At 64.6% G+C, this 23,783-nt stretch carries 21 protein-coding genes and 1 other RNA gene; 13 read left to right on the plus strand and 9 right to left on the minus strand.

The genetic code is table 11. The annotated features are described in order from the left end of the window. Positions 1 to 144: 144 nt before the first annotated feature. On the minus strand, positions 145 to 2,469 hold the full coding sequence (locus ACFWHR_RS05970) for an FdhF/YdeP family oxidoreductase (RefSeq protein WP_382447349.1): 2,325 nt from the start codon (positions 2,467 to 2,469) through the stop codon (positions 145 to 147). Further along, complete coding sequence (gene fdhD, locus ACFWHR_RS05975; RefSeq protein WP_382447350.1) at positions 2,466 to 3,380, minus strand: formate dehydrogenase accessory sulfurtransferase FdhD; 915 nt, start codon at positions 3,378 to 3,380, stop codon at positions 2,466 to 2,468. The genes ACFWHR_RS05970 and fdhD overlap by 4 nt, the downstream gene beginning before the upstream one ends. A 76-nt stretch (positions 3,381 to 3,456) precedes the next feature. Here fdhD and glp point away from each other — a divergent pair, with 76 nt between their 5' ends. After that, positions 3,457 to 4,734: a gephyrin-like molybdotransferase Glp gene (gene glp, locus ACFWHR_RS05980; protein ID WP_382447351.1), complete on the plus strand. Its 1,278-nt coding sequence runs from the start codon at positions 3,457 to 3,459 to the stop codon at positions 4,732 to 4,734. 10 nt (positions 4,735 to 4,744) lie between these two features. Beyond that, positions 4,745 to 5,665 carry an NTP transferase domain-containing protein gene (locus tag ACFWHR_RS05985; RefSeq protein WP_382447352.1) on the plus strand — a complete coding sequence of 307 codons (921 nt, stop codon included), beginning with the start codon at positions 4,745 to 4,747 and terminating at the stop codon, positions 5,663 to 5,665. Positions 5,666 to 5,750: 85 nt separating this feature from the next. On the opposite strand, the gene ACFWHR_RS05990 is transcribed toward ACFWHR_RS05985, so the two are convergent. Next, the gene (locus tag ACFWHR_RS05990) at positions 5,751 to 6,587 is read right to left on the minus strand and encodes an inositol monophosphatase family protein (RefSeq protein ID WP_382447353.1); all 837 of its coding nucleotides are present in this window, start codon (positions 6,585 to 6,587) and stop codon (positions 5,751 to 5,753) included. Positions 6,588 to 6,688: 101 nt separating this feature from the next. Then, positions 6,689 to 7,918, minus strand: coding sequence for an ammonium transporter (locus tag ACFWHR_RS05995; protein WP_382447354.1), 1,230 nt, complete (start codon positions 7,916 to 7,918; stop codon positions 6,689 to 6,691). 283 nt (positions 7,919 to 8,201) lie between these two features. On the opposite strand from ACFWHR_RS05995, the gene rpsO reads away from it, so the two are divergent. Next, complete coding sequence (rpsO, locus tag ACFWHR_RS06000; RefSeq protein ID WP_382447355.1) at positions 8,202 to 8,471, plus strand: 30S ribosomal protein S15; 270 nt, start codon at positions 8,202 to 8,204, stop codon at positions 8,469 to 8,471. Positions 8,472 to 8,597: 126 nt separating this feature from the next. Here the strand turns inward: rpsO and ACFWHR_RS06005 are convergent, their stop codons facing one another. After that, complete coding sequence (locus ACFWHR_RS06005; protein WP_382447356.1) at positions 8,598 to 9,143, minus strand: hypothetical protein; 546 nt, start codon at positions 9,141 to 9,143, stop codon at positions 8,598 to 8,600. A gap of 420 nt (positions 9,144 to 9,563) precedes the next feature. Between ACFWHR_RS06005 and ACFWHR_RS06010 the strand changes: the two genes are divergently transcribed. Then, positions 9,564 to 10,565 (plus strand): hypothetical protein, encoded by a 1,002-nt coding sequence (locus ACFWHR_RS06010; protein WP_382447357.1) that lies wholly within the window; start codon positions 9,564 to 9,566, stop codon positions 10,563 to 10,565. A gap of 145 nt (positions 10,566 to 10,710) precedes the next feature. On the opposite strand, the gene ACFWHR_RS06015 is transcribed toward ACFWHR_RS06010, so the two are convergent. Together ACFWHR_RS06015 and ACFWHR_RS06020 are read right to left on the minus strand one after the other, a co-directional pair. After that, positions 10,711 to 12,105: an aspartate aminotransferase family protein gene (locus ACFWHR_RS06015; RefSeq protein ID WP_382447358.1), complete on the minus strand. Its 1,395-nt coding sequence runs from the start codon at positions 12,103 to 12,105 to the stop codon at positions 10,711 to 10,713. Positions 12,106 to 12,107: 2 nt separating this feature from the next. After that, entirely contained in the window at positions 12,108 to 12,575 is a 468-nt protein-coding gene (locus tag ACFWHR_RS06020; protein ID WP_382447359.1) for an Lrp/AsnC family transcriptional regulator, read from the minus strand. 257 nt (positions 12,576 to 12,832) lie between these two features. Here ACFWHR_RS06020 and ACFWHR_RS06025 point away from each other — a divergent pair, with 257 nt between their 5' ends. Further along, positions 12,833 to 14,266: an APC family permease gene (locus tag ACFWHR_RS06025; protein ID WP_382447360.1), complete on the plus strand. Its 1,434-nt coding sequence runs from the start codon at positions 12,833 to 12,835 to the stop codon at positions 14,264 to 14,266. Positions 14,267 to 14,304: 38 nt separating this feature from the next. On the opposite strand, the gene ACFWHR_RS06030 is transcribed toward ACFWHR_RS06025, so the two are convergent. Continuing rightward, positions 14,305 to 14,949: a YitT family protein gene (locus ACFWHR_RS06030; RefSeq protein WP_382447361.1), complete on the minus strand. Its 645-nt coding sequence runs from the start codon at positions 14,947 to 14,949 to the stop codon at positions 14,305 to 14,307. A gap of 61 nt (positions 14,950 to 15,010) precedes the next feature. Between ACFWHR_RS06030 and ACFWHR_RS06035 the strand changes: the two genes are divergently transcribed. The 8 genes from ACFWHR_RS06035 to ACFWHR_RS06070 all read left to right on the plus strand — a co-directional run bounded on the left by ACFWHR_RS06035 (position 15,011) and on the right by ACFWHR_RS06070 (position 23,159). Beyond that, a complete protein-coding gene (locus ACFWHR_RS06035) occupies positions 15,011 to 16,465 on the plus strand; it encodes a PLP-dependent aminotransferase family protein (RefSeq protein WP_382447362.1) in 1,455 nt (484 codons plus the stop codon). Positions 16,466 to 16,519: 54 nt separating this feature from the next. After that, positions 16,520 to 17,629, plus strand: coding sequence for a peptide chain release factor 2 (gene prfB / locus ACFWHR_RS06040; protein ID WP_382447363.1), 1,110 nt, complete (start codon positions 16,520 to 16,522; stop codon positions 17,627 to 17,629). Between the two features lie 93 nt (positions 17,630 to 17,722). Further along, positions 17,723 to 18,835: a cell division ATP-binding protein FtsE gene (ftsE, locus tag ACFWHR_RS06045; protein WP_382447364.1), complete on the plus strand. Its 1,113-nt coding sequence runs from the start codon at positions 17,723 to 17,725 to the stop codon at positions 18,833 to 18,835. Further along, complete coding sequence (gene ftsX / locus ACFWHR_RS06050) at positions 18,832 to 19,746, plus strand: permease-like cell division protein FtsX (protein WP_382447365.1); 915 nt, start codon at positions 18,832 to 18,834, stop codon at positions 19,744 to 19,746. The genes ftsE and ftsX overlap by 4 nt, the downstream gene beginning before the upstream one ends. Positions 19,747 to 19,856: 110 nt before the next feature. Further along, positions 19,857 to 20,333: an SsrA-binding protein SmpB gene (gene smpB / locus ACFWHR_RS06055; protein WP_382447366.1), complete on the plus strand. Its 477-nt coding sequence runs from the start codon at positions 19,857 to 19,859 to the stop codon at positions 20,331 to 20,333. Positions 20,334 to 20,338: 5 nt separating this feature from the next. After that, complete coding sequence (locus tag ACFWHR_RS06060) at positions 20,339 to 20,980, plus strand: TetR/AcrR family transcriptional regulator (RefSeq protein WP_382447367.1); 642 nt, start codon at positions 20,339 to 20,341, stop codon at positions 20,978 to 20,980. Positions 20,981 to 21,122: 142 nt separating this feature from the next. Next, positions 21,123 to 21,495, plus strand: a transfer-messenger RNA (tmRNA) gene (gene ssrA / locus ACFWHR_RS06065). 167 nt (positions 21,496 to 21,662) lie between these two features. Next, entirely contained in the window at positions 21,663 to 23,159 is a 1,497-nt protein-coding gene (locus tag ACFWHR_RS06070) for an amino acid permease (RefSeq protein WP_382447368.1), read from the plus strand. Positions 23,160 to 23,208: 49 nt separating this feature from the next. Here the strand turns inward: ACFWHR_RS06070 and ACFWHR_RS06075 are convergent, their stop codons facing one another. Then, positions 23,209 to 23,655 carry a hypothetical protein gene (locus ACFWHR_RS06075; protein WP_382447369.1) on the minus strand — a complete coding sequence of 149 codons (447 nt, stop codon included), beginning with the start codon at positions 23,653 to 23,655 and terminating at the stop codon, positions 23,209 to 23,211. Between the last annotated feature and the right edge of the window lie 128 nt (positions 23,656 to 23,783).

Here is a 23,783-nt window from a genome sequence, read left to right on the forward strand (position 1 = left end):
CGCCCCCCCGCTTGGGGCCCCCGGCCCCCCCCCCGCGGGGGGGGGCGGGGGGGCCGGCGGGCGCGTCCCCCAAAAATCCCGGGGGCCGCGGGGGGGGGGGGGGGGGGGGGGCCGCCCCCCCCCCCCCCCCACTTCGCTGTGCAGCTACACCGTTACCGGGCGACCGACTCCCACGGGGGTGTTCGACGGCTCGAGCCGCACGATGATCGCCTTCGACACCGGGGTGTTGCTCTCGAGCGCCGTGCTGTCGAGGGGCACCAGCACGTTCGCCTCCGGGAAGTAGGCCGCTGCGCAACCGCGCGCGGTCGGGAAGGCGACGGTGCGGAAGCCGCGCAGCACACGGTCGGGTTGGTCCTTCCACTCGCTAAAGATGTCGACCGTCTGGCCGTCGCTGAGACCGAGCTCCGCGAGGTCGTCGGGGTGCACGAAGATCACCGAACGGCCCTTCTTGATGCCGCGGTAGCGGTCGTTGAGGCTGTAGATGGTCGTGTTGAACTGGTCGTGCGAGCGCATCGTCTGCAAAATCAAGCGGCCGGGCGGGCACTCGACGTGCTCGAGCGCGTTCACGGTGATCCGGGCCTTGCCCGTGGCCGTGTTGAACCGGCGCTCATCGCGCGGTCCGTTCGGCAAGATGAACCCGTCGCGGCGGCGGGTCTTCGCGTTGTAGTCGGCGCAGCCCGGCACGACGCGTGAGATGTGATCGCGAATCACGTCGTAGTTGTCGATCATCGCGAGCCAGTCGATGCCGTGGCGGGTGCCGAGCGTCGCGTGGGCGATCCCGGCGACGATCGCAACCTCTGAGCGTACGTGCTCAGAGATCGGGGGGATCTGTCCGTGGGACGCGTGTACCGCGCAGACCGAGTCTTCGACGGTCACGTACTGCGGTCCGCTCAACTGCGCGTCGACCTCGGTGCGGCCGAGCACGGGCAGAATCAGCGCTTCCTCTCCCGTGATGACGTGCGAGCGGTTGAGCTTCGTCGAGAGCTGCACGCTGAGCCGCGTCTTGCGCATCGCCGACTCCGCGAGGTTCGTGTCAGAGATTGCTCCGAGCAGATTGCCGCCGAGGCCCATCCAGACTTTAATCTTTCCCTCGGCGAGCGCGCGGATGCCGTGCACCGCGTCGACACCGTGATCACGCGGCGGCTCGAACGAGAACTCGGCCCCGAGCGCGTCGAGGAACGAATCGGGCATCTGCTCCCAGACGCCCATTGTGCGGTCGCCCTGCACGTTCGAGTGGCCGCGAATGGGCGAGGCGCCGGCGCCCGGCTTGCCAATGTTGCCGCGCAGCAGCAGCAGGTTGATGATCTCCTTGATCGTGTCGACACTGCGACGGTGCTGAGTGACACCCATGGCCCACGCGATGATGACCCGATCTGAGCTGAGGTACCGCTCAGCGAGTTCGTCGATCTCAGCCGTCGAGAGCCCGGTCGCCCGCTCCACCTCTTCGTCATCGACTCGCTGAATGTGCTCGGCAAACTCTTCGAAGCCGTCGCAGTGTTCTGCGATGAAGTCGTGATCGAGCACCGTGCCCGGAGCCCGTCGTTCCGCCTCCATGACACGCTTCGACAGTGCCTGCAGCAGAGCGGCGTCGCCGCCGGAGCGAATCTTGAGGAACTGGTCCGCGATCTGCACTGCCTTGCCCGCGTAGCCGCGAATCGACTGCGGGTCCTTGTACCCGATCAGCCCCGCCTCCGGGAGCGGATTCACCGCAACGACCTTCGCGCCGTTCTGCTTCGCCTCGTGCAGGGCCGTGAGCATGCGCGGGTGATTGGTGCCGGGGTTCTGCCCCATGATGATGATCAGGTCGGACTTTAAGAAGTCGTCGTACGCAACCGTCGACTTACCGATGCCCACCGAGTAGGTCATCGCCGTGCCGGTGGACTCGTGACACATGTTCGAGCAATCGGGGAGGTTGTTCGTGCCGAGCACGCGGGCGAAGAGCTGATACACAAACGCCGCCTCGTTCGACGCCCGCCCACTCGTGTAGAACGACGCCTCATTCGCGTTGTCGAGCGCGTTGAGGTGCCCGGCTGCGATGTCGAACGCACGGTCCCAGCTCACCGGCTCATAGTGATCTGAACCGGCTGCCTTATAGACAGGTTCGGTGATCCGGCCCTGCATGCCGAGCCAGTATTCAGTCTTGTCTTCAAGTGATGTCAGCGAGTGCTCCTGCCAGAACGCTCGCGACACAGTGACGGGCGTCGCCTCCCACGTGACGGCCTTCGCGCCGTTCTCGCAGAACTCGGCGATCTTGCGGTGATCGGGGTCAGGCCACGCGCAGCTCATGCAGTCAAAGCCGTCTTTGTGGTTGATCTTCGTCATGAGCTTCGCGGTGCGGGCGAGACCCATCACCTTGATCGCGGGCTCCATGGAGTGGAACACGCCCTCAATGCCCACCGCGTGGGTTTTCGGGGGAGTGATCTCGATATCGGCGTCCGAGAAATCGTCGCGTGGGGCCTTCGGGCTCATGAGTGGACTGCTTTCTCGAGGGTGTGGCCGGATACAGGGGAAGTCGTGCCGTCGTTGGCTTCGTTGCCGTCGTTGGCGTCGATCGCGGGGTCGACGATGCGATCGTCGCGAGTGTAAATGACCATCGACTCACCGCGCAGAAATCCCACGATGGTGAGACCGGAGGCTTCTGCGAGCTCGATCGCGAGCGACGACGGCGCCGACACTGCGGTGAGCATGGGAATGCCCGCCATCAGTGCCTTCTGCGTGAGTTCGAAGCTCGCGCGGCCAGACACCATGAGCACGTGGGATCGCAGTGGCAACAGCCCCTGCTGCAGCGCCCACCCGACGACCTTGTCGACGGCGTTGTGGCGGCCGACGTCCTCGCGCAGCACGAGCATTTCGCCGGTGCGGCCGTCAAACAGTGCGGCGGCGTGCAGCCCGCCCGTGCGCTCGAACACGGCCTGCTGCGCGCGCAACGCATCGGGAAACGAGATGATGCGCGAGGCTTCGATGACGAGCGGGTCGTCGGCGACGGTGAAGTGGGATTGCGTGTGGACAGCGTCGATGCTTGCCTTGCCGCACAGCCCGCACGAACTGGTCGTGTAGAAGTTTCGCTCGAGACTCGGATCAAGCGGCGGCACGTCAGGGCCGAGGGCGATGTCGAGCACGTTATAGGTGTTCGGCTCGCCGTCGCTCGCGCAGTGAATTGCGGCTGCGAAGTCGCTCGCCCGATGGATGACGCCCTCCGAAACGAGGAACCCCGCGGCAAGCTCAACATCGTGGCCCGGTGTGCGCATTGTAATTGCGAGCGATTTGCCGCGCACGCGAATTTCGAGTGGCTCTTCCACGGCGAGAAAATCGGCGCGACGGGTTCGGGATCCGCCAGCCGTGAGGCGGGTCACTCGTCGACGAGCTGCGATACGGGACACACCTCTTGGATATCATCGAAGTGGACTGGGAGCAAGCAGGCATACCGGCGAAGACTGTGGCCAGGATCGGAGCGGCATGAGCGAAATCCATGACGAATCGCGCTCTGTCGCCGCGCATCTCGCGACCGTGTTGGCCGAGACGAAGCCGTTGCCCGCCTCGAGTATGCCGCTTCGCGCCGCCGTGGGCCTGACGCTCGCGTCTGACGTGCTGGCCCGTGTCGATCTGCCGCTTTGGCACAACTCGGCAATGGACGGATACGCGGTGCGCGCGAGCGATACCTCTTCGGCGGGCGATGCGTCGCCGGTGGGCCTCCGCGTGATCGGTGAGGTCGCGGCGGGCGATTCAGCCGACCCGGCACTGCCGCCGGGCACGACCGTGCGCATCATGACGGGCGCGCCGATGCCGAGCGCTGCCGACGCAGTGGTGCCCGTCGAGCACACGGTCAACGATGTGAGCGGGGACGCGTGGGCTGAACACACTGTTGACGTGCTGAGCCCCGTGGCCGCCGGCGCTCACGTGCGGCGGCGCGGTGAAGATGTCACCGCTGGCGCATGCATCGCCCGCGCAGGAGACCAGCTCGGCGCTCGCCGCATCGCGGCGCTCGCCGCCGCAGGTGTCGCCGAGGTGAGCGTGCGCCCGCGCCCGCGCGTCGCTGTCATCGCCACGGGAGCCGAGCTGCGCGCCGCGGGTGAACCGCTTGAACGAGGTCAGATTCCCGAGTCGAACTCGCTGCTCGTGCAGGCGCTCCTCGCAGAAGACGGAATTGAAGCCGTCTCAGTCTCAGTAACCGACGATGACGCGGTGACCCTCGGCGCTCGGCTGCGTGAGCTCGCCGGCGAGGTCGACGCGGTGATCACGACGGGCGGGGTGGGGCCGGGCGCGCACGACGTCGTTAGGATCGCGCTTGAGCGTGAACCATCGGTGCACGCCGTGCGGGTCGCCGTGAAGCCCGGGCAGCCGCAGTGCTTTGGAAGGCTGGCTGGCGGTAGTGGTAGCGGTGGCGGCGCGCTGATGTTTGCGCTGCCCGGCAATCCCGTGAGCGCAGCGGTGAGCTACGAACTGTTTGTACGGCCCGCACTATTGCGCCTTCAGGGTGCAACGCGTCTGCAGCGCACCCGCGTCCGGGCGGTGGTCGAACGCGGCTGGCGCGGCAGCCCTGGCCGATTGCAGGTGTTGCCCGTGCGCGTCCGAGGTGCGTCGACGGGCTTGCAGTGCTCGCCAGCTGTCGACCCGCGCGGCTACTCGCACGCCGTCGGCGGCCAGGGGGGCGCTGACGGGTACGCACTCGTTGATGTCGATCGTGGGGATGTTGCGGAGGGCGAATCCGTCGACGTGATCCTGGTGACCTCGTGAGTGTGACGTCGTGAGCGCGATCGTCGCCGCGATCATCTTCGCGGGCGGGCGCGGTTCCAGACTCGGCGGCGCTGACAAGGCAGACCTCGATCTGGGCGGGCAGCGACTGCTCGATCGGGTGATTGCCGCGACGCAGGCCGCTGGCGTGAATCGCCCGGTCATCGTGGGTCCGGATCGCGCGGGCCTGAATCACTGCGTCGTTGTGCGCGAGGATCCGCCGTTCGCGGGACCGCTCGCAGCGCTCGCCGCTGGGCTGAGCGCGATCGGGTTGGAGAGCAGCGAGCGTGACGCCGAACTGCTGCTGCTCTCGTGCGACCTCGAGCACCCCGACGCCGTGATCACTCAGCTGCTTGCGCAATCCCCGGCAGCGTATGAAGACGCCGTGGTGCTGCGCGACCCCGACGGGCGGGCGCAGTGGCTTGCGGGGCGCTACCGCGTCGCGTCGCTCTCGCGAGCTGTCGCACATCTCGGCGACGAGATCGCGAACCAACCGCTTCGGCGCGCCACCGAACGGCTGACGATCGGCTGGCGCGACGCGCCAAGTGAGATCGTCGCAGACATCGATACACCGCAAGACCTTGCGCGAGCGCGAGCGCGAACACAACGTCAAACGCAGCCGTACGTCGAGATTCCAGACCCAGGAGGACGCATGTCGAATCATCTCCCACCAGAAGCTCTTGATGCGTGGCTCGCGGCTGCGACCGCGGAGCTCGGCGTCGATTCAGAAGCTGTGCGCATCGGCACCGTGCTTGACGTCGCGCGCGACGTTGCGCACGACGTTGCGCGGCCGGCGGCACCGCTGTCGACATTCCTGCTCGGGGTGGCCTACGCCCGCTCGGGGGCTGCGGATCCCGCGCAGCTTGAAGCGCTGGCCGAGCGCCTCACCGCCCGCGCGGTGGCCTGGAAAACGGAGCACGGCGGCACGGAGTGAGTCGGGCGAGGCGCGGCTGATCCGCCGCGCCGCTCGGTTGGCTGCTCGTCGCGGGTAGCGAGTAGCGAGTAGCGAGCCGCCCGCGCTACTCGCCGAGTGCGAGTGCGCGCAGCTCTTCGACGAGACCCGGCGCGCCGACGACCATGAACGGTTCGCCCGGCGGGGTCGAATCGTCGCGTCCGATGAGCGTGGCGCCCGCCTCGCTCGCGATGAGCACGCCCGCCGCGTAGTCCCACGGCATGAGGCCGCGCTCGTAGTAGGCGTCGAGACGTCCAGCGGCGAGCATGCAGAGATCGTATGCAGCAGAGCCGTTGCGGCGGATGTCGCGTGCCCGTGGAATCACCCGCGCCACCATAGCGGCCTGCTCCGTGCGGCGCTCGACCGTGTAGCCGAACCCGGTCGCGACCAGCGCGACAGCGAGATCGGTCTGCCCGGTGACGTGAATCGGCTCGCCGTTGCGGGTGGCGCCGCCGCCGAGCCACGCGACGAAGAGCTCGTCTGTGCGCGGGTTGCAGATTGCGCCCGCGATGGCGCGGCGGCCGTCCGCGAACGCCGACTCGTCGGCGACAGTTGCCGCGATGCTGACTGCGTAGGCAGGCAGGTCGTACAGGTAGTTCACGGTCCCGTCGATCGGGTCGATGACCCACGTGATGCCGCTCGTGCCCGTGATGCCGGTGCCCTCTTCGCCGAGGATGCCGTCATCTGGACGGACGTCGAGGATCGCGGCGACGATGAGTCGCTCGGATTCCTGATCTGCCGCCGTCACGACATCGGTAGCACTCGATTTACTCGCGGCGATCGAGACGCCCTGCGCCCGCAGCTCAAGGATGCGTGCACCCGCGCGTTCGGCGATCTCGGCGGCGAGCTCAGCGAGCGCCTTCGGATCGTGGTCAGACGCTGCTGCTGCGGGGGAGTCGCTCATGGAGCAGAGCCTAGTCCAGCCGGGCGCCTTTGCTGGTGCACGGGGCATGAGAACGGGGCCCGAGCGTCATCGACCGGGCCCCGCGTATAGGAGAGACAGAATCAGCGCGTGGGCACCGGCTCCGACTCAGGCGAGGCGTATGCATACGCCTCTTCGCCGTGTGCGGCGAAGTCGATCCCGGCCTCCTCGACCTGCGGCGGCACGCGCAGCCCCGTGAGGAGCTTCACGCCGAGCGCGATGACGAGGGAGACCACGAAGGAGTACAGCATCACCGACACCACCGAGATCGACTGCACAACCAGTAGACCAGCGTCGCCGCCCGTGAACAGGCCGTCGTTGAAGGCGAAGAAGCCGAGGTAGAGCGAACCGATGACACCTGCGACGAGGTGCAGGCCGACCACATCGAGCGAGTCGTCGTAGCCCAGGCGATACTTCCACTCGATCGCGAACGCACAGGCCATGCCGGCGATGAGGCCGAGTAGGAGCGCCCACACGGGGGAGAGACTCGCGGCCGACGGCGTAATCGCGACGAGGCCGCCGACGGCACCCGAGGCGGCACCGATGACACCGGGCTTCTTTCCGCGAATGACATCGACCAGGATCCAGCCGACAATACCGGCGGCGGGTGCTGCGAGAGTGTTGACGAGGATCAGGCCAGCCTCGCCCGTCTCTGTGGCGAGCCCGGCGTTGAAACCGATCCAGCCGAACCAGAGCAGGGCGGCGCCGATCGTGACGAGCGGGATGCTGTGCGGCTGGTGCGACCCCTTGCCGAAGCCGATTCGCTTGCCGGCGACGAGCGCCAGGGCCAGTGCCGCGGCGCCCGCGTTGATGTGAATGACCGTGCCGCCCGCGAGATCGATGACGTCGGGCAAGCCGAGAGTCGCACCGAGATTCTGAATCCAGCCGCCACCCCAGACCCACGCGGCGACCGGGAAGTACACGAACGTTGCCCAGACGCCCGAGAAGAGCACCCACGAGCCGAGCCCGACGCGGTCAGCGATGGCACCCGATATGAGCGCCGTGGTGATCATGGCGAAGACGGCACCGAACCCGACCCCGATGAAGCTTGCCGGATCGGTGTTGATCAGACCGAAATCTTTAAAGGGGCTCCCCGCGAAGCCGCTCTCGCCCTCGGCGAAGTAGTTCATGCTGTAGCCGAACAGGATCCACAGCACGCCGACGACGCCCATCGCGCTGACGCTGAACAGCATCATGTTGACGACGGAGCGCACGCGTACGAGGCCGCCGTAGAACAGGGCGAGGCCCGGGGTCATGATCAAGACGAGGGCCGCGCTCGTAAGCGTCCACACGTCAGAAGGAGTGAGTTCCATGCTGGTGCCTTTCTCTCGAGCGGGCCATGTCCGCCACAGTGGAACCAGTGTGCGCCGCGGCTGTTTCGTAGCCGTCTCCGAGCAGTTACCGCCCCGTGCCGGTTGTGTTTCGTCGCGATGTCGGGCGGGCATTTCGCGCTTATCCGACGTGAGCGAGTAGCTCAAGGGGCGTTCATGGCGGAATGGTGGTAGGCTATGCAGGTTGCCGTTTGAACGGCCGCGGATAAAGAGAGCCCCAGCATCCTGCTGACGGCGCCGCGCAGCAAGAGGAAGGGGATCCCTTATGGCACTTGAAGCAGATGTCAAGCAGGCGATCATCGAAGAATACGCGACGAAGCCGGGCGATACCGGTTCCCCTGAGGTTCAGGTCGCGATGCTGAGTCGTCGTATCAAGGACCTGACCGAGCACCTCAAGGAGCACAAGCACGACCACCACTCGCGTCGTGGCCTCCTGCTGCTCGTCGGCCAGCGCCGTCGTCTCCTGGGTTACCTCCAGAACGTCGACATCGCGCGTTACCGTTCGCTCATCGAGCGTCTCGGTCTGCGCCGCTAGTCTGCAGGTTCGCCGGCGATCGCCGGACGCACCATCTGCGAAGCGCCCGTCACCTTACGGTGGCGGGCGCTTCCGCGTATGCGGGGTAGTGAACAGCGGGGTCGTGAACAGTGCGGGGTCGTGCTGTCAGAATGACGAGCTGAACTGATAGATCAAGCCGCCGAGGAGTGAAAAGCCGTACGATACGAGTCCGATTCCGGCGGCGACCGCGGCGCCAATCGCGGCCCAACGCCAACGGGTCATCCGTTTGGCAACGAGACCGATGATTGCCAGGGCTCCCGCGGTCAGCAACAGCGCGATGTTGACAATGCTGAGGATCGTTCCAAGTAATTGGAAATCGTCCGAGCTCGCCGCCAACCGGTAGAACGTCGGTGTCAGCATTGGGATCAACGCGTTAACGAGCAGCAGTGCGAGTGCGGCGATACCGGGCACATTGAGGCTGCCGGGCGCGTGCGCGTTCCCACGTTGGCCCCCGCCAGGAGTGACCTGCGCGTACTGCGCAGGCGGCTGGTACTGCGGCGGTGCATACTGCGGCACGGCTGCTTGCGCCGGTTGCACCGGTTGCGCTGCTTGCGCCGCCTGCGTCGGTTGCGCTGCTTGCACCGGTGATGCTGTTCGCGCCGGTTGCGCTGTCGCCGAAGACTGCGGAAGCTGTGCGTCATTGCTGCTCATGCCTACACCCTAACCCGCCCGCCCGCTCCCGCACCGCCTGCTCCCGCCCCGCCCGCTCCCGCCCCGCCCGCTCCCGCCCGCTCCCGCCCGCCCGCTCCCGCCCGCCCGCCAACCCAACCCAACCCCGCTGAGCACGAGGGCTTCCACCGAACCCGAACGGTTTCTTGCGGGTTTTTCCCTCGTGTTCGCGGTTAGGCCTCGTGCTCGGCGGGCGTTGGCGCGCGGCGCGGAGCGGCGTTGGCGCGCGGCGCGGAGCGGCGTTGGCGCGCGGCGCGGGGCGGGGCAATTCCGCTCACAGGTATGGTGGCGGCTGAATTTTGAAGGAGTTCAGGGGAGGTCTGTGGAAAACTCCAGTTGGGCGGTATGGGCGGGCAGCATTGAAGCATGCCACTCGATAGCGGGGACATCAGAATACGAGGCGTGTGGGAGCACCTTTCCTTCGCGCGGTCGGCACTCGACGACCTTGAGCGGGGCGCGATTGCCGCGGGTGTTCGAGAGGGGCGACTCGTGCGCGTCATCCGCGGGTGCTTTGTTGCTCATGAAGTGTGGTCGATGTGGTTTCCCGAGCAGCGTCTCCTCGCCCGAACCCTGGCGGTTGCGGCGGTGAATGCGCGGTGCGCGCCCCTCTTCTCGCACCAGTCTGCTGCGGCGTTGTGGGGCATCCCGTTGTACGGGCTCCGCGACCTGAGAGTGCACACGCTGACACCGACTGCGAGGCCGGGGCGTAGCTCGGCGACGGTCGCTCGACACCTCGGCGAATGGTGCAGCAGTGACGAAACGCAGATCTTCGGTATCCGCGTGACGAGTCTGACGCGCACTATCTTGGACCTCGCGCGATGCGCTTCCCCAGAAATGGCTATATCGGCGGCCGACTCTGGCATGCGCTTGCTCTTCGGTGCACAGCGGGAGGGGGTATCAGACCCCGCGCACGAGTGGCGCGCGGAACAACTTGCACTGCTTGATCGGTTCCCGGGACATCGGGGCGTACGCAAGGCCAGACACCTGCTCAAGTTCGCGGACCCGCGGGCAGACTCTCCCGTCGAAAGCGTCAGCCGGCTCTGCCTGGAGCGACTCGACATTGACGTCGACATTCAGGTGCGCGTGGACGGAGTCGGCGGTGCCCGGTACTGGGTTGACTTTGAGTTTCTTGGGCAGGGCATCTTCGGGGAGGTCGACGGTCAGGCAAAATACCTCGATGCCGAACTGCGCGGCGGCCGATCTGCGGAAGCCGTGGTCGTGCTTGAGAAGGAACGCGAGGATCAGATCCGGGGCATCACAGGGAACTCGATGGTGCGGTGGCCCCCGAAAGCGCTGACGAGCGTGCGCACCCTGGGCGAACGCCTGCACTCATTCGGCGTCGAAGTTCCCAATCTCGGACGCGCCCCGTCCCGACGCCCCGCTCAACACGAGCGCTTTCATTGAGCACGAGGGAATATCAGCGTTAAAACCCCTCGCGCTCAGCGAAACCCCTCGCGCTCAGCGGGCTGGCCCGGGCCGCGGCGCGGCGCCGGAAACAGGTGTGGCCCCCTCGCGAAGCGAGAGGGCCACACCTGTCAGGTCAGAGTGATCAGACCTTCGAGGACGCATCCTTGAGGACGCTGCGGAGGATGCCGCCGATTTCTGCGAACTCTGCCGGACCAATGGTCAGCGGCGGAGCGAGCTGGATGACGGGGTCGCCACGGTCATCGGCGCGGCAGTAGAGGCCAGCCTCCCACAGCGCGGGGGAGAGGTAATCGCGGAGCAGTCGATCCGACTCCTCCTCGTTGAAGGTCTCCTTGGTGGCCTTGTCCTTCACCAGCTCGATGCCGAAGAAGTAGCCTTCACCGCGCACGTCACCAACGATGTCGATGTCGAGCAGCTTCTCGAGCTCAGCGCGGAACAGCGGGCTGTTCTCGCGGACGCGGCCGTTGAGGTCCTCTTCCTCGAAAATATCGAGGTTCTCGAGGGCGGCAGCGGCAGCGGCCGGGTGACCGGCGAACGTGAAGCCGTGGTAGAAGGTGTTCTCGACCGAGTTGAACGGCTCAGAAACCTTGTCGGAGACGATCATCGCACCGAGCGGGACGTAGCCCGAGGTGATGCCCTTTGCAGAGGTGATGATGTCGGGCTCGTAGCCGAGTGCCTTCGAAGCGAAGAACTCGCCAACGCGGCCGTAGGCGCAGATGACCTCGTCGGAGACGAGCAGCACGTCGTACTGATCGCAGATCTCGCGCACGCGCTTGAAGTATCCGGGGGGCGGGGGGAAGCAGCCGCCCGAGTTCTGTACCGGCTCAAGGAAGACAGCGGCGACGGTGTCGGCGCCCTCGAAGAGGATCGCCTCTTCGATGCGGTTCGCTGCCCACTGGCCAAAGGCCTCGAGATCGTTCGACGGCGCGCCCATTTCATCGGCGCGGTAGAAGTTCGTGTTCGGCACGCGGTGGCCGCCCGGGGTGAGGGGCTCGTAGAACTTCTTCATGTCGGGGATGCCGGTGATCGCCAGCGCGCCCTGCGGGGTGCCGTGGTAGGCGACCGAGCGCGAGATGACCTTGTGCTTCATCGGCTGGCCCTTGATCTTCCAGAAGTGCTTTGCCAGCTTGAACGCTGACTCAACAGCTTCGCCACCACCGGTGGTGAAGAAGACCTTGTTCATCTCGCCGGGCGCGTAGCTCGAGAGACGCTCCGAGAGCTCGATTGCTGCCGGGTGGCCGTACGACCAGATCGGCATGAAGTCGAGCTGCTTCATCTGCTTGGCAGCTGCCTGCACAATGCGGTCGCGGCCGTGGCCGGCGTTGACGACGAAGAGACCTGAGAGGCCGTCGAAGTACTGCTTGCCTGCGCCGTCGTAGATGTGGTGGCCCTCGGCGCGCGTGATGACGGGGATACCGTCATTGAGCACCTTGCGGTTGGTGAAGTGCGGCCACATGTGCTTCTTGGCCGAGGCCTGGAGCGCGGCAGTGTCTACCGCAGCAGTGGGATCGTAAGACATGGTTATCGTGTTCCCCAGTCGTATTTCTGTTTGGTGAGTTGGAGGTAAACGAACGATTCGGTCGACGCAACGCCTTCGATCTTGCGGATTCGTTCGTTGAGTAATTCGATCAATCCGTCGTCGTCCTCGCAGACGACCTCGGCGAGGATGTCAAAGGAGCCCGCGCTCAGCACGACGTAGCTGATCTCTGACATTTCGGCGAGGCGATCGGCGACGACCCGGGTGTCGCCGGAAACGCGGACGCCGAGCATGGCCTGGCGGGTAAAGCCCAGGCTCATTGGGTCTGTCACAGCAACAATCTGCATGACCCCGGCATCCGTGAGCTTTTGCACACGCTGGCGCACGGCGGCCTCACTGAGGCCGACCGCCTTTCCGATCTCCGCGTACGAACGACGTCCATCGCGCTGAAGTTGCTCGATGATCGCTTTCGACGTGGAATCGAGCGCCGGCGTACTGCGTTTGCTGCTCACGCTTCTGATTCTTGCAGTCGAAACCTGAAAATGCAAAGGAATCCGAAGAAAGACCGACCAAATTCAGACTATCTCCGCGTTCAGAGGACCCGAAAACGACGGCTGAGGGCCCGTTTTGGGCCCGCGGGGCCTGTCTCCGCTTGCGCGGGGACGGACTCGGGTGCAAGATGATGCCTTGGCGATTCCCTTATCGCCTCAGTGAGGCTGCCGAGCAGATTCCGGTCGTGCGACGCAGCTACGTTCTTGAAGGAGAGAACATGAGTGCTTTGACAGCACCGGCATCGGCAAGCGGAGCTCGACTGAAGCGAAGCCTCGGTCTGTGGGCCATTGTCGGCCTGGGCCTCGGCTATATGACCCCAACTGTCGTATTCGATACTTTCGGCCTCGTCGCGCGAGACACGAACAACGTTGTTCCCCTCGCGTACACGGTCGCTCTGATTGTGATGATCTTCACGGCGATCAGCTACGGCAAAATCGCTGGTGCGATCCCGAGCGCAGGTTCGGCCTACACCTACGCCCGCGAATCCATGCACCCCAACGTCGGTTTCATGGTGGGTTGGACGGCGCTCATCGACTACATGCTGCTGCCGATGGTGAACTGCCTCATTCTTCGCAGCTACCTCGAGGCTTTCTTCCCGAGCATCCCCGGCGCTGTCTGGGTGATCGTCTATGTGATCTTCGTCACGGGAATCATTTACCTCACGATGCGAGGCACCTCGAACATCAACATGCTGCTGCTGATCTTCTCGATCGTCGTCATGGCCGTGTTCGTGGTCATGGTCATCGTGCAGCTCGCGGGTGGTGCGGGCAACGGTGGCGTTGTTTCGGTCAAGCCTTTCTTCCACAACGGCGTGGAATTCGGCGCGGTGCTCGCTGGCGCAACGATCGTCTGCTTCTCGTTCATCGGTTTCGACGCGGTCACGATGTACGCGGAGGAGGCGAAGACGCCGAAAATCATGCCCAAGGCGATTCTCTTCACCGTGATCATCGGTGGCGCGATCTTCTTGATCGCAGGCTTCTTTACCCAGCAGCGGTTCCCCGACTGGAACGAATTCGCGCCGGGTGGCGACATGCAGTACGTCGAAGACAGCACGCTCCCGATCATCGGTGAACTCGTCGGCGGCAAGGTGCTCTCGGCCGTGCTGACGGCAGCTGGTTTCGCGGCGACCCTCGCGTCGGGCCTCGCTTCGCACGCCTCGGTGTCGCGCATGCTGCTCGTGATGGGGCGCAACAACGTGCTGCCGAAGAAGTTCTTTGGCTACATCAACCCGAAGACCCACACCCCGACGTTTAACATCGTGCTGACGGGTGCGATCTCGCTGCTTGCCATCGCCTTCACGCTCGAGATGATCGCGGCGTACATCAACTACGGCGCGCTGATCGCGTTTACCTTCGTGAACCTCTCGGTGATCGCCTGGTTCGCGATTCGCAAGGGTCGTCGCCGCACGCCGAAGGACATCTTCAACTACATCGTGATGCCGATCATTGGTACGGCGCTGACCGGTCTGCTCTGGGTGAACCTCGACGGCCACGCGCTGCTCGGTGGGCTCATTTGGACCGCGCTCGGATTTGTCTACCTGCTGTTCCTCACGAAGGGCTTCCGCAAGAAGGTGGCTTCGTTCGATGAGAGCCAGCCGGTCACGGGCTTCAATAAGATCAGCGACGAAGAACCGGAGTTCACCGAGCGGTAATTTTTCCGGGCGCTCCGCTTCGACGACAGCCCGCCGCCTTACGCCGAGTGCATCTGCTCATCGGCGGGGGAGGCGGGCTGTGTCGTGGTTACGGTGCGAGGGCTCCGGATCGCCCGGCCGGCGAAGAGCGGAAGCGTGATCGAGCAGAGCGGCCCGATCAGCACGGCGAAGGCAACCGTGCCAACGCCGACGTTTCCACCCAGCCACCACCCGATCAACAGCACGGTCACTTCAACGGCGGTGCGCCCGATCCAAATCGGCGTTCCAAAGCGCAGGTGAATACCGGTCATCAGCCCGTCGCGTGGCCCGGGTCCCAGGTGGGCGCCGATATAGATGCCGCTCGCGACTGCGAGCAGTACCAGCCCGATCGCGAAGAACACGATGCGCAGCCACAGCGCCTCGGGCGTGGGAAGCAACCACAGCCCCAGCTCGATGCCAGGCCCCACGAGCAAAATGTTGAGGAGGGTTCCGATGCCGGGCTTTTGCCGCAGCGGCAACCAGAGCAGCAGAACGAGCGCCCCCACAATGATCGTCAGCGCGCCGATTCCGACTCCGGTCTGCGCAGAGAGGCCCTGGGCAAACACGGTCCAGGGGTCGACACCGACAGCGGCGCGAATCATGAAGGCATCCGCAATGCCGTAGAGCAGTAGGCCCGGGATGAGTTGGGCGAGTCGTCGAGTCATTGCATCAGTCCACCTGAGATTGGCCTTGTCCTCAAGTGTCCAATTCGCCTAAGGTGGCCCCATGAACGACATGTGGACCGCGCAACGACTGAGCGCGCGTCGCTTGACCGAGCTCCTGGGGAGCTGGCGCGGCGACGGACACGGATATCTCGAACTCGCCGAGAGTGTGGCGCTGCTCGTTCGCGACGGCCGCGTGGTACCCGGCACGACGCTCCCCGCAGAGCGTCCGCTCTCGGAAGCGCTCGGTGTGAGCAGAACCACGGTCGCGGCCGCGTATCACCGATTGCGAGAGACGGGCGTGGTGGTGTCTCGGCGCGGTTCGGGCACCGTCGTGCGCGGCGCGACCGCGACTCGTGACATGGCCTGGGCCGAAGTCAATGGCGGTATCGATTTTGCGAGCGCCTGCCCGCAACCGTGGAGTGGCCTGCCTGAGCTGAACGCGCGGGCGATGAGTGAACGCCCAGATGTGTTTCAGCTGACCGGCTACGACACCCTCGGACTTCCTGACCTGCGGGCGGCGCTCGCCGAGCGCTACACCGCACGTGGCCTGCCGACTTCTCCCGAGCAAATCATGGTGACCCTCGGCGCTCAGCACGCGATCTTCCTCATCGCGCGCACGCTGCTGCGACGCGGTGATCGCAGCCTCATCGAATCGCCCAGCTACCCGCACGCCCGGGAAGCGCTCGCCGCGACCGGCGCTCTCGTTGCTGAGCTGCCGGTCGGGGCTGGCGACGACGGAGGCTACGACGCCGCGAGCACGCTCGAGATTGCGGAGCGGACGTCGCCGAAGCTCGCGTATCTGATTCCGGATCATCACAACCCGACCGGGCTCAGCATGCCCGATGGTCTGAAGTCGAGCCTCATCACCGTGCTCGCTGGACAGGGTGCGCACCTCATCGCTGACGAAACCACCGCCGAACTTGCGCTCGGGGAGCCACGTAGCACCACACCGTTTGCCGCCTTCGCCGAGCACGAGCATCACCAAGACGCGATCTTGACCATCGGATCAATGGGCAAGACCGTGTGGGGCGGGCTTCGTGTCGGCTGGATTCGCGCCGCCCCCGACCTCATCACTCGACTCGAGGCAGCGCGCCGAGTGGGCGATCTCGGCACCGGCACCTGGCAGCAGGTGCTGGCGCTGCTCGCACTCGAACAGTACGACAGCATTCTCGCTGAGCGCACTCGCGAACTCACGGCCCGCCACCGCTTGCTCGTGAGTCGGGTGGCTGCGGAGCTGCCGGAGTGGACGCTGTCAGATGCTATCGGCGGGGTGTGCGTGTGGGCGGACATCGGCGCACGTGCGAGCTCGCGACTCAGCCGCGTCGCGGCCGCCCATGGATTACAGCTGCCGCCCGGCCCGCGGTTTGGTAGCCCGGGGACGTTCGAACGGTTTGTGCGGCTGCCGTTCTCGGCATCGGAAGCGACGATCTCGGAGGGGGTGGCACGTCTCGGGGAAGCATGGCGCAGCGGGGGAGAGGCGACCGGCGCGAGCACGTTTGCCCGGGCAGTGATCTGACGGGCATCGGCTCCCGCATCCGCCGGCGCGATCCGGCGAGTAAGCTTGACCACCATGCTCGACCTTGACTTCAGCGCCCGTATTCGCGCCCTCCGCTCGACCTACGCCGACATCGCGGCGGTGCTGGATCTGCCCAGGCTCGATCGCGAGATCGTCGAGCTCGAGGAACAGGCCGCGGCGCCTGACCTGTGGAATGATCCCGAGGCCGCGCAGAAAGTCACGAGCGGGCTCTCCCACCGTCAGGCGCGTGTGAAGCGCGTGCGCGGGGTCGAGCAGCGCCTCGATGATCTCGAGGTGCTCATCGAGCTCGCGGTTGAAGCCGAAGACGAGGATTCCGCTGCGGAGGCGGCCGCCGAGCTTGCTGCACTCGAAAAGGTCATTCAAGATCTCGAGGTGCAAACGATGCTGTCGGGTGAGTATGACGAACGCGCTGCGGTGGTCACGATCCGCTCCGGCGCGGGCGGCGACGACGCCACCGACTTCGCTGAGATGCTCCTGCGCATGTACCTGCGCTGGGCCGAACAGCACGACTACCCCACCAAGGTGCTTGACACCTCGTACGCAGAGGGCGCCGGAATCAAGTCGGCGACGTTCGAGATCGACGCCCCCTACGCCTTCGGCAATATCTCCGTGGAGGCCGGCACGCACCGACTCGCGCGCATCAGCCCGTTCGGATCGGCAGACAAACGACAGACCAGCTTCGCCGGCGTTGAGGTGATTCCACTTCTGGAAGAGGCGACCGCGGTCGAGGTGCCAGAGACAGACATCCGCGTCGACGTCTACCGTTCGTCGGGCCCCGGCGGTCAGTCGGTGAACACCACCGACTCGGCGGTGCGCATTACGCATATTCCCTCCGGCATCGTCGTTTCAATGCAGAACGAAAAATCGCAGATTCAGAATCGCGCCGCCGCGATGCGCGTGTTGCAGACCCGCCTGCTGTTGCTGCAGCGAGAGCAGGAAGCAGCAAAGAAAAAGGAACTCGCGGGAAGCATCACCGCGAGCTGGGGCGACCAGATTCGCTCGTACTTCCTCTACGGTCAGCAGCTCGTGAAGGATCTCCGAACGGGGTACGAGGCTTCGCAGCCAGAGGCCGTGTTCAACGGCGATCTCGACGGCTTCATCGCCGCCGGTATCCGCTGGCGCTCACTCACGAAGAACGACTGAACCAACCGGGGTGACTGGGAGTTCACCCGAAGCGGGCGTACACCAGCGCGCCTGAACCCCCGCCCCGGCGGCAAGGCGTACAGTCGTCACGTCATGATCCTCTTCGAGAACGTCACCAAGAAATACCGGGGCACCGCAAAACCCGCGCTCGACGGTATCGACCTCAAGGTCGACCGCGGCGAGTTCGTGTTTATCGTCGGCGCCTCCGGTTCTGGAAAATCCAGCTGCTTGCGGTTGATCCTCCGCGAGGATCAGCCGAGTGCCGGGAAGATTCACGTGCTGGGGCAGGACCTCAGCAAGATCTCCTCGCGCAAGGTCCCGTACTTCCGCCGCAACCTCGGCACGGTGTTTCAGGACTTCCGCCTCCTCACCAACAAGACCGTCTACGACAATGTTGCGTTCACGCTGCAGGTCATCGGTAAGTCGCGCGGCTTCATTCAAGAAGCGGTGCCAGACACGCTCGAGATGGTCGGCCTCGCCAATAAGGCGAAGCGCTTCCCCCACGAGCTCTCGGGTGGCGAACAACAGCGCGTCGCAATCGCGCGCGCCATTGTGAATAAGCCGGCCATTCTGATGGCCGACGAGCCAACAGGTAACCTCGACCCCGCGACGAGCCTCGGCATTATGCAACTGCTGCGTTCGATCAACGCAGCGGGAACCACCGTAGTTATGGCGACGCACGAGGCGACCTTCGTCGACATCATGCAACAGCGCGTGGTCGAGCTCTCGCAGGGCGTCATCGTGCGCGACGAGGTCGGCGGCGGCTACGGCGAAACCGCATCGATCCCCATTGCCGATCTGTCGGACGCGAGTGTGCAGGTGCTGCGCACCTCCGAGGCCGTCGTGCGTGCCGCTCTCGCGCCCGAAATGCTGGGAGACGTTTCGCGGCCAGCGGTCCAGGTAGATCATGTGTCGGAGGTAACGCCCGCTGATCCTGAACTGCCTGAAGAGCACGTCGAGGTACACGAGAGCCCGAAGGAAGCTTCTGTCTTCGAGGAGCCGCACCCGTTCGGCATCGAAGAGCCGGACGATGAGATCGACGAGACCGTGCACGCTGACGGCCCGCTCGGCCGCAGCATCCCGAGCTTCCTGGAACCGGGCAAGCCGCTCGACGCCGTGCAGATGTCGGAGACCGGCAATCTCGCCGAGCACCTCGGGTTGAAGCGCAAAGACGACGATCAGACAGATGTGGGGCCAGTGCGATGAGGGTGGGTCTGGTACTCGGAGAAGTCTGGAGCGGATTCCGACGCAACCTCTCCGTCGTGATTTCGGTCGTGCTCGTCACGTTCGTGTCGCTCACGTTTGTGGGCGCAGCGATTTTGATGCAGCTGCAGATCCAGCAGATGAAGACGTTCTGGTATGACCGCGCTCAGGTCGCGGTGTACCTGTGCACGGATTACGACCAGAGCGCGACGTGCTCGGGCAAGGATGCTGGCGAAGAGGAAATCGCGGCAGTGAAGGCCGCGCTCGAATCTGACACGCTGGCGCCGTATATCGAGGATTCGTTCTTCGTCGATCACGATCAGGCGTACAAGGAATTCTCGAAGCAGTTCGAGGGCAACCCGATCGTGGAGATCACGAAACCGGAGCAGCTCAACCAGACGTTCTGGATCAAGCTCAAGGACCCGTCGCGCTCCGACATTATTCAAGAGACGTTCGCTGGGATCCCGGGCGTGCAGAGCGTATCTGATCAACGAAGTCTGCTTGATCGAATCTTCCTGTTCCTCGGGGCGGCGAGCTACACAGCCATCGCCATCGCTGGTCTGATGCTGATCGCGGCTATGCTGCTGATCTCGACGACGATTCGATTGTCGGCGTACTCGAGGCGACGAGAAATCGGCATCATGAGACTCGTTGGCGCCTCAAACAGATTTATTCAAACGCCATTCATCTTGGAGGGGATCATCGCGGCGCTTATCGGCGCGGTGCTCGCGAGCGCGGCGTCGGTCGCCATTGTGAAGTTCTTCGTGCAGGGCTTCCTCGCGAGCGAAGTGCCCTTTACGAGTTACATCACGGTGGAGCAATCGCTGATTGTGCCTCCAATACTGATCCTGGTTGGCGTAGTGCTGTCGGCGATCGCGGCGAAGATCGCAATCACGCGGTACTTGCGCGTCTAGCGCTGAGCTAAGCTCGCCGCGCGATGCTCGCTCGCCCCCTCGCGGGGCGCTGCGGGGTCGCGCGGCGCGCTATGCTGGGAGGTCCGGCCAGGCGAAAGAAAGGACGTGCCATGCCCAAGGAGAGCGGCGAAAAGCTGATCGCCTCGAATAAGAAGGCTCGGCACGAGTACCAGATCTTCGACACCTACGAGGCTGGAATGGTGCTCACGGGCAGCGAAGTGAAATCGCTGCGCATGGGCCGCGCATCGCTCGTCGACGGCTACGTCTTCATCGAGAACGGTGAGGCCTGGCTCGACGCCGCCTACATTCCCGAGTACCTCAACGGTTCATGGACGAATCACGCACCGCGTCGCAAGCGGAAGCTGCTGCTGCATCGGCAAGAGATTGACAAGCTGTACCAGAAGACCCGCGAGGGCGGCATGACCATCGTGCCGCTGCGGCTGTACTTCTTGGATGGCCGCGCCAAGGTCGAGGTTGCACTCGCTCGCGGTAAACGCGAGTACGACAAGCGACAGACGCTTCGCGAGCAGCAAGACAAGCGTGAGGCTGAGCGCGCAATGCGCCAGCGCAACCGCATGGGGGATTAGCTCTCGTGGACGCAGCTGGGACGGCAGCTGGGACGCCAGCTCGGGTGCGAAAACCGCCGGGGGAGCGTCGCGCTGAGATCCTTGCGGAGGCGGCCCGCATCGCCCTGCACTCGGGGCTTGAGCGGGTCACCCTGCGTGCAGTCGCCGATCCGCTTGGTGTTCGGCCAGGTCTGATCGGACACTACTACCCGGCAGTGGAAGATCTCGTCATCGATGCGTTCGTGCTCGCCGTGACGGGCGAGCGCGATTGGCTCTTCGGCGACCCCGAGCCGCCCCTGAGGCAGATGGCGGGGTTCGTGCAGCGAGCTGAGAGCGCCGAAGCGGTCGAGCTGTGTCGGCTGTGGCTGAACGCACGTCACCTGGCACGGTTCATGCCCGGTCTCGCGGTCGCTATCGACGAGCAAGAAGCTCTCGACCGCGAGCGCATGGTGGCGCTCGTCGAAGCAGGCGTGGATTGCGGCGATTTTTTGACGCAGGATCCGGTGGGCGCGTGCACCCGAATCTACATGGCGGTCGACGCGATCGGCGTCTTCGCGAACAACGCGGAACCCTTTGAACACCCCGCGTTTCGGCACTTCGTCGCGGATGTCGCGGGTTGGTCCCTCGGCGTTGACGCGCGTACGCTGCGGGCGGATTCAGTGGCCTGACCCGCACTGGCACTGCCGGGTTGCCCCTGCTACTGTAGAAGTTCCGGCTGTACGCCGGAAGTGCCGGCGTCTCGCCGGGGTTGATAACTCCACAGTGCATGATGTGAACGTCCCGACCGCGCCGCAGTTTCGGCGCAAATACGGGGCCGATCGGTTTCGACACGTCGATATTGAGACCGTGAGAAGCGGGCCGAGGACGCGGAGTTATCTCGTTAACGCCCTTCGCAAACCATAGGTGCCAACGTTAAGCGCACCGACTTCGCTCTCGCTGCCTAAGCACGAGACCGAGTCCGTCAGATCGGGTAAGCTTCCGCCCCGTTTTTCTGGCGTCATTTAGGAAGCTTGCTGGCACGTTGCGCCTCTGGGCGTGCTGGGACTTGCACTGAGGCTGGGCCTGTCGCACTAGGTGTTCGTGGCAAAGAGCGGGGCCGAGTAGAACGTTTTCACGAACTACGCTCGTAGAAGGCACGGAATCGTCGAAGTGGACCGGGGTTCAATTCCCCGCGGCTCCACCGATACGTTCAGATCATGCACTGTGGATTCACTCGTTTGGGTGGCGGTTTGCCGTTGCCTTTCTGAGGTGTGCCATTGTGCGTGGTCACCCGGTTTTCACGCTAGCCTGATAGCGACGGGTAACCAGTGCCACCGCAACGCTGCGGGTGGAGGAAGGATCTTGGATCACATGACCCAGACTGACGTTCAGCAAACTGAGGGCCCAGGCCTGGAAAGAGCGCTGTCGAATCGGCATATTCAACTGATCGCGATCGGCGGAGCGATCGGTACCGGCCTCTTCATGGGTTCGGGCAAGACTATTTCAGTCGCCGGCCCATCGGTCGTGCTCGTGTACATGATCATCGGCTTCATGCTCTACTTCGTCATGCGTGCGATGGGTGAACTCCTGTTGAGTCGCACGCACTACCGGAACTTCGCGGACTTCGCCGGGGACATCCTCGGGCCGGCCGCGGCATTCTTTGTTGGTTGGACCTACTGGTTCTGCTGGGTAGTAACGGGCGTAGCAGACGTCATCGTAATCGCCTCGGTGTACGTCAAGTACTGGCTGCCCGTCTTCCCAACGTGGATCCCGGCGGTCGCGGTCATCGTGCTGCTGATGCTGCTCAACCTGCCATCCGTTCGCGGTTTCGGTGAAACTGAGTTCTGGTTCGCGATGGTCAAGATTGTCGCCATCGTTGCGCTCATCGTCGCGGGCATCGTGCTCATTGCGACGGGCTTCACGAACGAGTACACCAACTTGAAGACTGGAGATTCGATCGAGGGCACTGCCTCGCTGATGAACCTGTTCTCGGTCGGTGGTGGGTTCTTCGGCGGCGGCGCCATGGGCTTCATCATGGGATTCCAGATCGCAGTCTTCGCATTCGTCGGCGTCGAACTCGTCGGCACTGCGGCTGCAGAAACGAAGAACCCTGAGCGCAACCTGCCGAAGGCGATTAACGCCATTCCCGTGCGTATCCTGCTCTTCTATGTCGGCGCGCTCGTCATCCTGATGTCCGTGGTGCCGTGGGTCGCGTTCGGTAAAGATGAATCGCCGTTCGTGATGCTCTTCTCGCTCGCGGGCATCGGGGCTGCAGCTCACCTCGTGAACCTCGTGGTGCTGACGTCGGCTGCATCATCGGCAAACTCGGGCATCTACTCGACATCGCGCATGGTGTACACGCTCGCGACGAGCGGGGACGCGCCGCGAATGTTTGCGAAGCTCACGAAAGCCAGGGTGCCGCGCAACGCGCTCTTCCTGACCGGTGTGCTGCTGCTCAGCTCGCTGGCGCTGCTGCTTACGGGGCTCGATAAGTCGACGGGCTTCTCGATCGTGACGACGATTTCGTCGCTCTGCTTCATGTTCGTGTGGACGCTGATCCTGATCAGTTATCTCGTGTACCGGAAGCGCCGACCACAGGACCACGCGTCGAGCGCGTTCAAAATGCCGCTAGGCAAGGTGATGCCCTACGTGGTCATGGCCTTCTTCGTATTCCTCCTGTGGGCGTTTACGCAGGACCCCGACACGCGTGCTGGGCTCATCGCGACGCCGGTCTGGTTCGTAGTGGTCGGCATTGGCTACCTCTTGCTGCGTAAGAACGCGACGCACGCGAAGCTGCGCGCCGACCACAAGCAGCAGATTGCTGCCGAGCAGGCCGCTGCCACCGAGTGGCACGCAGCCAACCGCTAAGCGCTGATGGGCAGCCTGCGCTGCTGAGTGCGAGCCCCCGTCGTCCCGGCTACATTCCGGTGCGGCGGGGGCTCGTCGTGTATCGGCTGCGAGCGCCGGGCAGAAAGGCTGCAGCGAGCGCAAGTGCGACGGCGAGTACTCCGGCGACGAGCCCGACCGCAATGCAGGCAACGCACAGCAGCGCCGCCGCGGTGCCACTCGCAAATGTCGCAGCGACGGCGCCCCAGCAGCTTGCAACGACGAGCCATGTGCACATTGCGGACGCTCCGGCCGCTCGTCCAATATTGCGGGTGAGGACGCAGCTCAGCGCAACGCAGCACAGTAGCGCGGCTGCCGGTACGCTCCAGTAGAGCACCGCAAACCAGGGTGACCGAAACGCATCACCCGTCGTCGACTTGACGGTGTGACCGAGCACAAATGTGGCTGAGAGAAATGCGAGCGTCAACGCGCCACCAATGGCGATGCCGAGCCCAGCGCTGCGCTGACGGGTGATCACGGTGCTCCTTCTTGAGCGTGCACAACGTTCAGGTATTCGCTGCGAATCGCGCAACGTTCCGTGTTGGCGCACCGGAGGCGCCAAGCGCACCCTGACGCCCCCCGGTGCACTCTCAGTCAACATCGGGC

Origin of the sequence: Leucobacter sp. NPDC058333 (assembly GCF_042726155.1) — a bacterium.
Classification (GTDB): domain Bacteria; phylum Actinomycetota; class Actinomycetes; order Actinomycetales; family Microbacteriaceae; genus Leucobacter.